Annotated in this window: 12 protein-coding genes; 10 read left to right on the plus strand and 2 right to left on the minus strand. The window is 51.1% G+C overall.

Features of this window, described 5'->3' with window-relative positions:
• Positions 1–140: 140 nt before the first annotated feature.
• Complete coding sequence (locus tag EFB08_RS08055) at positions 141–890, minus strand: Bax inhibitor-1/YccA family protein (RefSeq protein ID WP_123126439.1); 750 nt, start codon at positions 888–890, stop codon at positions 141–143.
• Between the two features lie 165 nt (positions 891–1,055).
• On the opposite strand from EFB08_RS08055, the gene EFB08_RS08060 reads away from it, so the two are divergent.
• The 6 genes from EFB08_RS08060 to infB all read left to right on the plus strand — a co-directional run bounded on the left by EFB08_RS08060 (position 1,056) and on the right by infB (position 9,170).
• Positions 1,056–1,289, plus strand: coding sequence for a FeoA family protein (locus EFB08_RS08060; RefSeq protein ID WP_083470258.1), 234 nt, complete (start codon positions 1,056–1,058; stop codon positions 1,287–1,289).
• 3 nt (positions 1,290–1,292) lie between these two features.
• Complete coding sequence (feoB, locus tag EFB08_RS08065; protein ID WP_123126441.1) at positions 1,293–3,452, plus strand: ferrous iron transport protein B; 2,160 nt, start codon at positions 1,293–1,295, stop codon at positions 3,450–3,452.
• 34 nt (positions 3,453–3,486) lie between these two features.
• Positions 3,487–3,672, plus strand: a complete 186-nt coding sequence (locus EFB08_RS23460) for a hypothetical protein (protein WP_165864834.1) — start codon at positions 3,487–3,489, stop codon at positions 3,670–3,672.
• Positions 3,673–3,905: 233 nt separating this feature from the next.
• Entirely contained in the window at positions 3,906–4,379 is a 474-nt protein-coding gene (locus EFB08_RS08070; RefSeq protein WP_123126442.1) for a ribosome maturation factor RimP, read from the plus strand.
• A gap of 7 nt (positions 4,380–4,386) precedes the next feature.
• Positions 4,387–5,646 carry a transcription termination factor NusA gene (gene nusA / locus EFB08_RS08075; protein WP_123126443.1) on the plus strand — a complete coding sequence of 420 codons (1,260 nt, stop codon included), beginning with the start codon at positions 4,387–4,389 and terminating at the stop codon, positions 5,644–5,646.
• Positions 5,647–5,834: 188 nt separating this feature from the next.
• Entirely contained in the window at positions 5,835–9,170 is a 3,336-nt protein-coding gene (infB, locus tag EFB08_RS08080) for a translation initiation factor IF-2 (protein WP_394342958.1), read from the plus strand.
• A 471-nt stretch (positions 9,171–9,641) separates the two neighbouring features.
• Here infB and EFB08_RS08085 read toward each other — a convergent pair whose 3' ends face one another.
• Positions 9,642–10,070, minus strand: coding sequence for a hypothetical protein (locus EFB08_RS08085; protein ID WP_123126445.1), 429 nt, complete (start codon positions 10,068–10,070; stop codon positions 9,642–9,644).
• A gap of 241 nt (positions 10,071–10,311) precedes the next feature.
• On the opposite strand from EFB08_RS08085, the gene EFB08_RS08090 reads away from it, so the two are divergent.
• From EFB08_RS08090 to EFB08_RS08105, 4 genes are all read left to right on the plus strand, one after another.
• Positions 10,312–11,094 carry an enoyl-CoA hydratase/isomerase family protein gene (locus EFB08_RS08090; protein ID WP_123126446.1) on the plus strand — a complete coding sequence of 261 codons (783 nt, stop codon included), beginning with the start codon at positions 10,312–10,314 and terminating at the stop codon, positions 11,092–11,094.
• Between the two features lie 150 nt (positions 11,095–11,244).
• Entirely contained in the window at positions 11,245–12,750 is a 1,506-nt protein-coding gene (locus EFB08_RS08095) for a lipopolysaccharide biosynthesis protein (protein WP_123126447.1), read from the plus strand.
• Positions 12,751–12,773: 23 nt separating this feature from the next.
• On the plus strand, positions 12,774–13,220 hold the full coding sequence (gene dut / locus EFB08_RS08100; RefSeq protein ID WP_123126448.1) for a dUTP diphosphatase: 447 nt from the start codon (positions 12,774–12,776) through the stop codon (positions 13,218–13,220).
• A 123-nt stretch (positions 13,221–13,343) separates the two neighbouring features.
• Positions 13,344–14,351, plus strand: coding sequence for a sugar phosphate nucleotidyltransferase (locus EFB08_RS08105; protein ID WP_123126449.1), 1,008 nt, complete (start codon positions 13,344–13,346; stop codon positions 14,349–14,351).
• Positions 14,352–14,363 lie beyond the last annotated feature (12 nt).

Below are 14,363 nucleotides of genomic sequence, written 5' to 3' on the forward strand. Positions count from 1 at the left end.
CTTGCCATCCTTGTCTTTCATGCCGGCCTGTTCATAGCCATTCCAGCATGGGTCTTCTTTCTTCTGGTCTTTTTTCGTCTTCGGCATACGCGTACAAGATTGATATAGAGGTTTGTACGGGCGTAGAAGACGCAAGTTGTTTAGTTGCGGCTATTCAACTTAGAGAGCAGGCGCAGTATTTCAATATACAGCCAGATCAAGGTGACAGCTAGACCGAAGGCAGCGTACCACTCCATGTTTTTAGGAGCGCCGTATGCCACGCCTTGTTCAATGGTGTCAAAATCCATAATCAGGTTCATGGCCGCAATGATCACCACCAGCACACTGAAGATAATGCCCGCTGTGCCGCTGCTATGGATCAAAGCCATCTCAACGCCAAAGAACTGCAGAATGAAGCCCAGCATGTAGTAGCAGAAAATCCCGAACGTGGCCGTCATGACAATGGACTTGAACCGTTCTGTGGCTCTGATCACGCGGGTGCTGTACAAAAGCAACATGCCGCCGAACACCGTAAAGGTCAACAGCATGGCCTGCGTGGCAATACCTGGGAACTTCGTCTCCAGAATACCTGAGATTCCGCCCAGGAACAGACCTTGCAACGCGCAGTAAAGAGGCGCAATGTAGGCGGCCCATTCTTTTTTGAAAACAAGCAGGAACGCCAGGCCCACGCCTACCAACGGAATAGAAACCAGGAACGGCAGCGGCACGCCCATCAGGGCGAACAGGTCCCAGGAGAAAACCGCAAAGACCAGTACTATTCCCAGCAGCAAAGCCGACTTGGCCATGGTGCCGTTCAGGGTCATGGTAGGTCCATCAAGGGTCTGAGGAGTCGCTGATTGAAGAAAAGCCTCCTCTTTAAGAGCAGGGTTGTTAGAACTGAAAAGTGACATGTTTTTAGTTGGTTTCACGAAAATTAGGCAAAAATCAGTAGAAATACAAGCAAAAACAATGCAAGTAATTGATGGTGATGCGAAACTTCGGGTTCTTTTTGGATTCATTAGGAACACCTTGTACCTTGCAACTGTTTATAACAAGTCTAAATAAGGAAACGAAAGGTGCAAGAAGAGCAGAAGAGTGTGCGGGATCTGAAGATAGGGGAGAAGGGCGTCATCTGTTGCCTGACTGATCCCGAAATGTCTTTGAAACTGCTGGAGATGGGCTGTATTCCCGGCGAAGAAGTGAAACTGAACAGCCGCGCCCCTTTAGGCGACCCCATTACCATTATTGTGAACGATTACACCCTTTCCTTGCGTTTAGACGAAGCTGCTACCATCAAGTTAAAGGCTTAGTCTATGTCCGAAGTTCTTGCGCCGGCCCCCGCCTCCGTTCCCCATACGCTTACCACTCCGTCCCGCAAGGTGGCTAAGATTGCCCTCATCGGGAATCCTAACTCCGGTAAATCCTCTTTGTTCAACCATTTAACCGGTCTGAACCAAAAGGTAGGAAACTTCCCCGGGGTAACCGTTGACAAGAAAACCGGCATCAGCCAACTCACGCCTAACCTGAAGGCACAAGTCATTGACTTGCCAGGCACCTACAGCCTGTATCCCAAGTCGCTGGATGAAAAGGTGATCATTGACCTGCTCCACGACAAAAAATCCGCCTCTTACCCAGACGTTCTCATTATCACCGCCGATGCTTCTAACCTGAAGCGCAACCTCCTGTTGTTCACCCAGCTCGCGGACCTGAAAATTCCGGCGGTACTGGCTCTGAACATGATAGACGTCGCCGAGAAGCATGGGGTGAAAATTGACGTAGCTGAACTGCAGAAAGAGTTGGGGGTACCGGTCATTCCGGTGAATGCCCGTAACGGGAGTGGACTGGCGGCGCTTAAGATTCTTCTTTCCCAGGAGATAGAGGCCCCTGAAACCACCTTCTTCCCCATCCCCGAAAACCTGTTGGTGATGGTGCGGCAGATCAGGTACTACTTTGAACTGAGCAACGATTACCTGGCGTGGCATTACGCGCACCAATACCACAAACTGTCTTTCCTCTCTGAGGATGACAAAGAGTACATCGGGGAGTTGGTGAAAAAATACGGCTTCCATTCCAATGCCCTGCAGGCCGCAGAAACGGTAGAGCGCTACACCCGCATCAACGGGCTGCTCCTGGATGCCATGCGCGTGACCAAGGCCGAGAACAACGAGCAGTTCAGCAACAAGCTGGATCAGATTCTCACGCATAAGATCTTCGGGTACCTGATTTTCTTCCTGATCCTGTTCATGATCTTCCAGGCAATCTTTGCGTGGGCCGCTTACCCCATGGATCTGATAGATACCGGAATTGCCACGCTCAACGCCTGGATTCACACCCAGGCCGATGGACCCTTGGTGGACCTGCTCACTGAAGGAGTGCTAGCCGGATTAGGCGGCGTGTTGATGTTTGTGCCCCAGATTGCCATTCTGTTTGCGTTTATCGCCATTCTGGAAGAAACCGGCTACATGGCCCGCGTGACCTTCCTGATGGATAAAATCATGCGCAAGTTCGGGTTGAACGGTAAAAGCGTGGTGCCGCTTATTTCAGGCGTGGCCTGCGCCGTGCCCGCCATCATGGCTACCCGCACCATTGACTCCTGGAAAGACCGGATGATCACCATCTTCGTGACGCCGCTCATGAGCTGCTCGGCCCGTCTGCCTATCTACACCGTCATGATTGCCTTGGTAGTGCCAGAGACCTTTTACTTCGGGTTCCTGAGTCTGCAGAGTTTGGTGCTGATGGGCTTGTATTTGATCGGGTTTGTGGCGGCCATCGTTTCGGCGGCTTTGTTGAAATGGGTGCTCAAAACGAAAGAGCGGAGTTACTTCATCATGGAGTTTCCTACCTATAAAATGCCGCGCTGGAAAAACGTGGGCCTAACTATTATTGAGAAAGTAAAGGCCTTCGTATTCCAAGCGGGTAAAGTGATTCTGGCCATCTCCGTTATTCTGTGGGTACTGTCTTCCTATGGTCCGGGTAACGCCATACAACAAGCCGAGGAACGCGCCACAACAGAGTTGACTTCCCTGCAACTGAACGAAGCTGATGCTGAAGCGCACATTGCCGGGCAGAAACTGGAAGCGTCTTACGCCGGGCAGTTCGGGAAGTTCATTGAGCCTGCCATCCGTCCGTTGGGCTATGACTGGAAAGTAGGTATTGCCCTACTGACTTCCTTTGCCGCCCGCGAGGTGTTTGTGGGTACTATTTCCACCATCTACAGCGTAGGCGATTCTGAAAACATCTCCACTGTCAAAGAAAAGCTGATGGCCGAGAAAGACGAATTCGGGCAGCCGTTCTTCACTCCGGCGCGCGCCTTCTCACTGCTTATTTTCTACGTGTTCGCCATGCAGTGCATGAGTACCATAGCCGTGGTGTATCGTGAAACCAAAGGCTGGAAATGGCCCATTCTGCAGATGCTTTACATGACCGGTCTGGCGTATGCCTCGGCCTTTGTGGTATTCAAATTATTCTCTTAATGCTTTTCTGTTTTGGGCATGTTTTTAGAAAAACATGCCCAAAACAGTTGATATTTTTCAAAGGCAGCCTACAAATGGCTGCCTTTTTTTGGCAGTTCTGCTGCCGGTATTGTTCATGACTCGCCACTATACTGCAGGTAGTGATTATACAAATTGGATAACGCTTGCGGTTTGGGCCTATTTCGCAAAAATGGCCCTGAAACCAACTTTGCCTGCTTGAACTATTTAGACATCTGCTTGGTTAATTCCTAGACTAGCGGTCTCGACTTTCTGACAATTTGGAAGCGGGAGAAAGGCTGCTCTTCCCAGTGCTAATTTCCTTTTACATTATCTAAAAGCGTACATAATGCCCTGTTGCTTGTGTTTCAGTGGATTTGTTTGTACATTTGTGCGATTGAAGTGAATTAGAGGGGACGAGAGAGTCCCCCTTTTTATTTGTTATCCAGATTGCGAATGGCCTTAGAGGAAATAATAATACAAGGATACGCCCAGGCAGCCCTGCCAGAACCAGACCTGTTCATTGTAAGTGTGAAGGTGTCTGATACGCCAGTGCGGCCCAAGATCACAATCCTTGCCGACGGTGACCAAGGCATTAGCATTGACCAGTGCGCTAAGATCAGTCGCCGCATAGCCAAGCAGATTGAAGAGGCCTACGGAGAAGAAATTTCCTACGTGTTAGAAGTGTCTTCGCCGGGTGTTGATTTTCCGCTGACCTCGCCGCGGCAGTACGCCAAAAACCTGGGCCGATTCGTAAAAATAACGCTGGCCGAAGGTGTAGAGAAAATCGGTGAAATCAGAGAAGTCCTGGAAAACGGAATCCTGTTTGCCGAGGAAGTAAAACAGAAACATAAGAAAGCGTTGCTGGAGCCCGTTCACGTGGCCTTCAGTGATATTGTGAAAGCGCAGATTGTAATCTCTTTTAAATAAGAAAGACATGGATAGTTCAGTATTGATCGAGTCGTTTGCGGAGTTCGCTAAATTCAAGAACATTGACCGCCCTACCATGATGCGGATCTTGGAGGATGTGTTCCGTACAATGATCCGGAAGAAATGGTCTACTGATGAGAATTTTGACATCATCCTGAACGTAGAGAAAGGCGATCTTGAAATTTGGCGTAACCGCGAAATCGTGGATGATAACTCAGAGGACATCTGGGACGATGATAAAATTGCCCTTTCAGATGCCCGCAAGATTGAGCCCGATTTTGAAGTAGGCGAAGAAGTATCTGAGCTGGTGAAACTGGAAGACTTTGGCCGCAGAGCCGTGTTGACCGCCCGCCAGACGCTTATTCAGCGCGTAAAAGATTTAGAGAAAGACCTGCTGTACCAAAAGTACAAAGACCAGGTTGGGGAGATCATCTCCGGCGAAGTCTATCAGGTGTGGAACCGCGAGGTATTGATTCTTGACAATGAGGATAATGAGTTGCTGATTCCTAAATCTGAGCAGATCCCCAAAGACCGTTACCGCAAAGGTGACGTGGTACGGGCGGTGGTGCAGCGCGTGGAGATCATTAACGGTAACCCAAAGATCATCCTTTCCCGTACTTCTCCCCAGTTTTTGGAGCGTCTCTTTGAAGGCGAGGTGCCCGAGATCTTTGACGGTTTAATTACCATCAAGAAGATTGTGCGTGAGCCAGGTGAGCGTGCCAAAGTTGCCGTGGAGTCTTACGATGACCGTATTGATCCGGTAGGAGCTTGCGTGGGTATGAAAGGCTCGCGTATCCATACCATCGTTCGGGAGTTGGAGAACGAGAACATTGACGTGATCAACTACACAGACAACATGGAGCTGTACATCCAGCGGGCGCTGAGCCCTGCCAAGATCAGCAGCATCAAGATAAACGAAGAAACCGGCCGTGCCTCTGTGTTCCTGAAGCCAGACCAAGTGTCATTGGCGATTGGTAAAGGCGGTCAGAACATCAAACTCGCCAGTAAGTTGGTGGGCTTAGAAATTGACGTGTTCCGTGAAACGGAAGAGTTTGATGAGGACATCAACCTGGAAGAATTCTCTGACGAGATTGAAAGCTGGGTAATTGACGAACTGAAGCGCATAGGTCTGGACACAGCCCGCAGTGTAATGGCCGTCAGCAAGGAGGATTTGGTGCGCAGAACGGAGCTTGAAGAAGAAACCGTAGAAGACCTGCTCAACATCATCCGCCAGGAGTTTGATTCAGAAGAAAGCAATAACAACTAGTGGTGCGCTTAATGTGCCGGGTTATTTGATCTGACCGGAAGGATGGGAGCCGTTTAGGGCCTGTTTTCCGGGAATATGGTCAAAAACGCGTAGTCGCCAAGGCCGCCCATCCTTTTAATGAGTAAGAAACAAGTAACTACTAAAAGTAAATCATAACAGCATATTTGAACATGTCAGAAGAAAGAACGATGAGGCTTAAACAGGTAGCAACCACCTTGAACATCAGCGTCTCCACTGTGGTGGATACCTTGAAGGCCAAAGGGGTTGATATCGAAAATAAACCTACTTCAAAAATTACCCCGGAGCAGTTCAATATGCTGTCGAAAGAGTTTGCTTCCTCTATGCAGGCCAAGGCCGAGGCGGCAGATTTGAACCTTCCTGGGAAAAAGCCCGCTGAGCAAGAGCACCGACCCGAGCCTAAGAAGCAGGCTGAACCTGAAGCGGAGATGTTTATCAAATCCAACCAGGTAAGAACGCAGGCCTCAGAGCAGCCAAAACCAGCCGCCGCCCCAGCGCCGCAAGTTTCTGCCCCTGTTTCTGCGCCAGCCGCTGCTACAGCCACTTCTTCTTTGCCCGGTATCAAAATTTTGGGTAAGATTGAATTGGATGCAAAAGGAAGGCCAGTACCTAAACCAGCGCCTGCGCCGGTGGCAACTCCGGCACCAGCTGCTCCAGCAGCAGCTCCAGTAGTCGAGGCACCTGCATCTTCTCCAGCCGCGGCGGCTCCTAGCAGACCGGCAGAAACCCCGGTAGCAGCAGAAAAGCCCGTTGAAACTGTTGCAGCCCCCGCGGCATCTGCTCCTGCCCCAGTAGTAGCAAAAACCCCAAAACCTGCCACCCCTGAACCCGTGAGCGCACCAGCTGCTCCGGCGCCACAAGCGCCGGTAGAAGCCAAGGCACCTGCTGCACCTGCTGCTTCAGAAAAGCCTGCAGAAGTTTCGGCTCCCGCGCCTGCACCTGCTCCTGTGGCAGAGGCACCAAAGCCGGCTGCTCCAGTCGCTCCTGCCCCAGATACAACCCCTGCGGCTGCTCCAGCCCCAGCACCAAGTGCTCCGGTTGTTCCGGCCGCTGCAACTCCTGCTGCGCAAGAGAAACCAGCAGAGCCTGCGGCACCAGAAGTACCACAGACCACTATCAAAGCCCAGGCCGACCAGCTGAAAGGCTTAACCGTTCTTGGTAAGATTGAACTACCGGTAAGCGGTGGCCGTGGGAAAGGCGGAAAACCAGTGGCGTCTTCAGATGAGCGCCGCAGAGGAAACCAACCCGGAGGCCAAGGTCAACCAGGTCAGGGACAAGGTCAAGGCGGAGGAGACAAAAAGAAACGTAAACGCATTGAAGTGCCTAAAACCGGTGCTCAGGGTGGAGCCGGCGGCAATGCAACGGCAGCTCCGCAAGGACACCGCGCAGGCGATAGAGCCACCAGCACCCGTCCTTTAGGAACAGGTCAGGCTGCCAACCGCCAAGGCGGTGCCGGCGGACCAGGCCAAGGCCAACGTCCAGGTGGCGGAGGCGGAGGTTACCAGGGCAACCGTCCAGCGGGCGGAGGTCCGGGTCAGCGTCCGGGCGGCCCAGGACAACGTACGGGAGCACCTAATGCCCCACGTGCCGAATTAACAGACAAGGAAATCCAGGATCAGATTAAGGCTACCTTGGCCCGTCTGAGCGGTGGTAAAGGCGGTAACCAAGGAAACCGTGCCAAATATCGCCGTGAGAAACGTTCTGCCGTGGCAGACGCCGCCGATGAGCGCAGAATGCAGGAGCAGCTGGAATCTAAGATTCTACGCGTAACCGAGTTCGTTTCTGCGAATGACCTGGCAGCTCTGATGGATGTGAGCGTGAACGACGTGATCAAGACCTGTATGAACCTGGGCATGTTCGTGTCTATCAACCAGCGTCTTGATGCCGAGGCGATCACTATCATCGCCGATGAATTCGGGTATGAAATCCAATTTGCTACCACTGAGGACGATGAAAACCGCGGCGTAGAGGAAGAAGATGCCGAAGAGGATCTGCAACCGCGTGCGCCAATTGTGACTATCATGGGTCACGTTGACCACGGTAAAACCTCTTTGCTGGATTATATCAGAAGAACCAAAGTAACCGCCGGTGAGGCCGGGGGTATCACCCAGCACATTGGTGCCTACCAAGTAACCACCGAAGCCGGGAAAGACATCACCTTCCTGGATACTCCGGGTCACGAGGCTTTTACCGCCATGCGTGCCCGTGGTGCCAAAGTAACCGACGTGGTTATCATTGTGGTAGCCGCTGACGACAGCGTGATGCCGCAAACCAAAGAGGCTTTGAACCACGCCCAAGCAGCCGGTTCACCTATTGTGATTGCCATTAACAAAGTGGATAAGCCAACCGCTAACCCAGACAAGATTCGTGAGGAACTTGCCCAGTTGAACGTACTGGTGGAAGAGTGGGGTGGTAAATACCAAAGCCAGGAGATCTCGGCCAAAACCGGACAAGGAATTGACGAGCTGTTGGAGAAAGTATTGCTGGAAGCAGAATTACTGGAGCTGAAAGCAAACCCAGACCGTCGTGCTGTGGGTACCGTGATTGAAGCCGCCCTGGACAAAGGCCGTGGTTACGTGGCTACCGTACTGGTGCAAACCGGAACGTTAGAAATCGGGGATATTCTGGTAGCAGGCTCGCATTATGGTCGCGTGAAAGCGATGACCGATGTGTTAGGCAAGCGCCACAAGAAAGCCGGGCCGTCAATGCCGATCCAGGTGTTGGGTATTGATGGAGCACCCCAAGCCGGAGACAAGTTCGTGGTGATGGAGACGGAGCGTGAAGCCCGTGAGATTGCCGTGAGCCGTCAGCAGTTGCAGCGTGAGCAGAGCATGCGTACCAAGAAACACATCACCCTGGATGAGATCGGTCGTCGTTTGGCCATCGGTACCTTCAAGGAACTGAATGTGATTGTACGTGGTGACGTGGATGGTTCCGTAGAGGCCCTTTCTGACTCATTACTGAAACTGTCTACCGAAGAGGTACAGGTGAACATCCTGTCTAAAGGCGTAGGACAGATCTCTGAGTCAGACGTTCTTTTGGCTTCGGCCTCAGATGCGATCATCATTGGTTTCCAGGTTCGTCCGTCTTCCAATGCCCGCAAACTGGCCGAGAACGAGCAAATCGACATCCGTCTGTACTCTATCATCTACAACGCCATCAACGAGGTGAAAGACGCCATGGAAGGTATGTTGGCGCCAACTGTACAAGAAGTGGTAGTTGCCAACGTAGAGGTACGCGAGGTGTTCAAGATCACCAAAGTGGGAACAATTGCTGGTTGTATGGTGACCGATGGTACCATTACCCGGAACTCCAAGATTCGTCTGGTGCGCGATGGTATCGTGGTTCACTCCGGCGAGATCCTGGCCCTGAAACGCTTCAAAGACGATGCGGCGGAGGTTCGCCAAGGTTACGAGTGCGGTATCAGCATCAAGAACTTCAATGACCTCAACCAAGGGGATATCATTGAAGCGTACGAAGAGCGCGAGATCAAACGGACGCTTTAGTCTTCAGTTGAACAACAGTTTAGTTTAAAATAAAGAAAGCCCCACCTTCTCAGGTGGGGCTTTCTTTATTTTAGGTTTCCGGCTTGTTTTTGTGGAAACATAGAGAATTCGGTATGAAGGGAATTTATGTGGACAACACCATCGGCAGAGACACTCGCAGGACTTCCGGACGCTACGGGGCTTGGAAGAAGCAGGAATATGTTTGGGGAAGCAATTCACCTGGTTAAAAAGTGCACATTCTGTTTTAAGGTTATTTTCAAGAAAAGAGGCAATAAAGGGTTTGTTATTCAATTCTGAAGGAAAGGGTAGTATCCCAAAGACCTCGTGGTGTCCATAGGTCTACGGGTGTCTCTGCCATTCATAACAGACTTCATTTTAGGCTTAGATTCCGCAAAACGGGCTGTAAACAGGAACGCCTCTCCTAAAAGTAGAAGAGGCGTTCCTGTTTACATTTGAAGCTATATCTCTGATCTAGAAGATCAGGAACTTGCGGTTGCGCTTGTTCAGGCTTTGCTGGTACATCTTTCCGTTGGGGTTATCCTGGTCAATGAGGCGCTTTGATTTACGGGTTCTGGTGGCTCTTTTTGGAGCTGTCTTGTTCTTGTAAGACCCAATGGAGAAAGCACCTTTGCCGGTGTCATATTTGTTGTCAGGCATGGAATAGCGCGGACCCGAGTACATGCCGCCACTGGTCTTGGCCGAGGCAACGGCTTTCTGGCGGTCCAGCAGCATCTCGCGGTCAACGTTACCAGAAGAGACCTGGCCTTTCCTGATGCCGTCAGGTCCCCGGCGGGCAGCCTCGCGCTTCGATTTTCTTGGCTTTTGCGCCGATGCCTCAGACGCGTTTGCTCCTAAAAGGATAAGCGCCATGGCAAATGCAACATATCTGAAAAAACTCATCTTATAGGTTTGATTGCGAAGAGAAAAGGAAATATGCCGTGTAACGCGAAACGTGGGGGATCTGTTCCAGAGATTAGAACTTAAATTTGCGAAAAATTTTATACTTTCCTAAGCTTTTCGGCTAAAAAAGTAGCCATGAAGAGTATTTTTAAAGGGTAGGGGGCAAGCAGAGTAATCTGTGTGGATTTCTTTATATTTGCGCCTCTTATTTTAAGGGAAACTCACGTTTAGAAGATAGAACATGGTCCATTACAACAACCTTCTGCTGGAAAACAAAGGCGGCATTTTGTTTATAACGGTCAACAGGCCAAACAAAATGAATGCCCTCAACATTGAGACGGTAAAGGAGATAAACACCGCCATGCAGGAAGTGTATGATGACCCGCAGGTGCGGGGCGTTATCCTGACGGGAAGTGGCGAGAAGGCGTTTGTAGCCGGGGCCGATATCGCTGAGATCGCGGAGCTGAACGAGGTGAACGGGCGCCGCTTCGCTGAGCGTGGGCAGGAGGTCTTTTCCATGATCGAGGAAAGCCCTAAACCCGTGATTGCGGCCGTAAACGGATTTGCGTTGGGCGGCGGGTGTGAGTTGGCCATGGCTTGCCACATACGGGTAGCCAGTGAAAACGCCCGCTTCGGCCAGCCTGAGGTGAACCTTGGCATCATCCCCGGTTATGGCGGCACGCAGCGCCTGACTCAGTTGGTAGGCAAAGGCAAGGCCATGGAACTCATGATGACTGGAGATATGATCACAGCAGCCGAGGCTAAAGAGATTGGTCTGGTCAACCACGTGACCTCTCCCGAAGGCCTAATGGACAAATGCCTGGAGATCATGCAGAAGATTGTGGCCAAGGCGCCACTGGCGGTAGGTATGATTGTAGACTGCGTGAACGCCTGGTATGATAAAGAGGAAAACGGCTACCAGACCGAAGCCAATTCGTTCAGCCGTTGCTGCGGGTCAGAGGACTTCAAAGAAGGAACTTCGGCGTTTCTGGAGAAACGCAAACCTGCGTTTAAGGGAGAATAGGTCTTAGATCCTGATCCAAGCCAAATAGATACGTAAACATTTGCCTGCTCCCGTTTTGGGTCTGTTTTCACCAAACAGGCCCGAAACGGGAGCAGGTGTAAATAGGAAAAGGAAGTTTTTCATCACCTCCTTTCCTGCCATTTCCCTGATATGAGTATTGCAAAGAAACTGGTGGGGCAGACGGCAGCGTACGGGCTCAGCAGCATTGTAGGCCGGGCCCTGAACTACTTGTTGGTGCCTCTGTACACGGGGGTATTTGCGCCTGCTGAGTATGGGGTTGTCACCAAACTGTATGCCATTGTTGCTTTCCTCAACATTGTGTATACCTATGGAATGGAAACAGCTTTTTTCCGTTACGCCAATAAACCGGGGGTAGATAGAAGAGCGCTGTACCACAAAGTTCAGACGCTTCTGCTTACTTCCAGCCTTTTGTTTACGGCTGTTATTTTCCTGTTCTCTTCTCCTATAGCAACACAACTGGGATACCCGGGACGGGAAAAGTATATCGTTTGGTTGGCCATCACCATGGCGGTAGACGCTATCTCCGCCATCCCGTTTGCCCGTTTGCGGCTAGAGAACAAAGCGGTTCGCTTCGCCATTATTCGGTTAACCAACATTTTCCTGGTAATCGCCGGAAACCTATTCTTTCTGCTTTTCTGCCGCCACGTGTACGAGGGCAAGTATTTGGCTGAGTTAAGGCCCTTCATTGAGACCATCTATGATCCCGAGTTGGGCGTAGGGTACATTTTCCTGGTGAACATGATAGCCAACCTGCTGTTTATTCCCATGCTGTGGAAAGAGTTCTCAGATTTCCGTTTTAAGCTTAGTTTGGGAGAAATGCAGCCAATGCTAGTGTATGCTTTCCCGATTCTGGTGATGGGCTTAGCCGGAGCCACCAACGAAATGCTCTCGCGGCTCATGCTGGAAGACTGGCTCCCAGAGGGCTTCTATTCCGGGGTGAGCAACGAAGACGCCCTCGGGATTTTCGGGGCCAACTACAAACTGGCCATCATGATGAGCCTCATGATTCAGGCCTTCCGGTATTCAGCGGAGCCCTTCTTCTTCTCGCAGTCGCAAGACAAGAACTCGCCGGCGACCTTTGCGGTGGTCATGCGCTGGTTTGTGATTGTTTGCGCCCTGGCGTACCTGGGAATAAGCGCCAACCTGGATCTTTTCCAGTATTTCCTGGGGCAGAAAGCGTATCGCACGGGCATGGAAGTAGTGCCCGTGCTTTTGCTAGCCTATCTATTTAACGGGGTTTACTATAACCTGACCGTCTGGTTCAAACTCACTGATAAAACGCAGTACGGTACCTATATCACCATCTTCGGGGCGATTGTGACGGTGGTGGCGAATTTCCTGTTGATTCCGGTCCTGGGCTACATGGGCAGCGCTATTGCGGCCTTCCTGTGCTATTTTACCATGTCGGTGGTGTGTTATGTGATTGGGCAGAAATATTTCCCGGTGCCGTATCCCATTAAAGCTATTTTTGGGTACCTGCTTTTGGCATCGGCTTTGATTTGGCTGGCCAACGCGTGGGAGATGGAGAATTTCTGGCTACGGCAGGCGTACCATTTCGCGCTATGCGGGATCTTTATAGCGGTAGTTTGGGTGGTGGAAAAGCCCCTTCAGCGGCAGGTTAAGGCCGTTAAATAGATAAATTCGTATATTAGCTGTCTATGACTACTACACTTCCAGTTAAAGTTATCAATCTGGGCAAGCACCCTCTGCCCGCTTACGCCACAGAACATTCTTCCGGGTTAGACTTACGGGCTAACCTGGATGCTCCTGTGACGCTTAAACCTTTGCAACGCACGCTCATCCCCACGGGGCTTTCCATTGAATTGCCTGAGGGTCACGAGGCGCAGATCAGGCCCCGCAGTGGCTTGGCGTTCAAACACGGCATTTCCATTGTAAACAGCCCCGGTACCATTGACGCCGATTACCGCGGCGAGATCAAGGTTTTGCTGGTAAACCTATCCGATGCTGATTTCGTGGTAGAAGACGGCGAGCGCATCGCGCAGATGGTGGTGGCCCGCTACGAACGGGTAGCCTGGGAAGCCGTGGATGAACTCACCGAGACAGAGCGCGGTGCTGGCGGGTATGGCAGTACCGGCAAACTTTAAATTGATTATCTTCGGTTTTTACTATATTTTCGGAGAAATAGCCTGAAAACGGAAAGTTTTATATCCAAAATACGAAATCTCCGTAGGTAGGCCTTACTATAAGCAACCTTTTTAAGACACACTATGAGAATCATTGTACCAATGGCCGGCATGGGCAAACGTATGCGCCCGCACACCCTTACTGTTCCTAAACCCCTTATTCCTATCGCAGGGAAACCAATTGTGCAGCGGTTGGTGGAAGATATTGCCAAGGTGTGCCAGGAGCCCATTGAAGAAGTAGCCTTCATTATTGGTAGGTTTGGGGCTGAGGTAGAGGCGAAACTATTGAAGATAGCCGAGTCTGTTGGAGCCGTAGGTACAATCCATTACCAGGATCAGCCGCTGGGTACTGCCCACGCCATCCTTTGCGCCCAAAGCGCCCTGAAAGGCAACGTAGTAGTGGCGTTCGCCGATACCCTCTTCAAAGCCGATTTCAAGCTAGATACCTCCGCCGAGGGCACCATCTGGGTACAGAAAGTAGAAGACCCGCGTCCGTTTGGCGTGGTGAAATTGAACGATCAGGGACATATCACCGAGTTCGTGGAGAAACCACAGGAATTCGTGTCTGACCTGGCCATCATAGGCATCTACTATTTCAAGGACGGCGAGTACCTGCGTAGCGAGTTGCAGTACCTGCTGGACAATGACATCAAAGACAAAGGCGAGTACCAGATCACCAACGCTCTGGAGAACATGAAGAGCAAAGGATCGGTGTTCATCCCCGGCCAGATCTCTGAGTGGCTTGACTGCGGAAACAAAGACTCTACCGTGTTCACCAATCAGCGCTACCTGGAGTACATCAAAGACGAAGAAGGTCTTGTATCGGGAACCGCACAGGTGAACAACAGTGTTATTATACCGCCGGTATATTTAGGGGAAAATGTAGTATTAAACAATTCTGTGGTGGGTCCGCACGTTTCCATTGGAAACAACACGCAGGTAAGCGGGTCTGTGATCAGCAACAGCATTGTACAGGAAAGCAGTAAGGTAAACCACGCCCACATAGCTAACTCAATGGTAGGCAATTACGTTGTATACGAAGGGGTGCCCGCTGACCTGAGCTTAGGCGACTACAACACCCTGCGTGGCTAGACAGGAGATCTA

Source organism: Rufibacter latericius, from assembly GCF_003721515.1.
Classification (GTDB): Bacteria; Bacteroidota; Bacteroidia; order Cytophagales; family Hymenobacteraceae; genus Nibribacter; species Nibribacter latericius.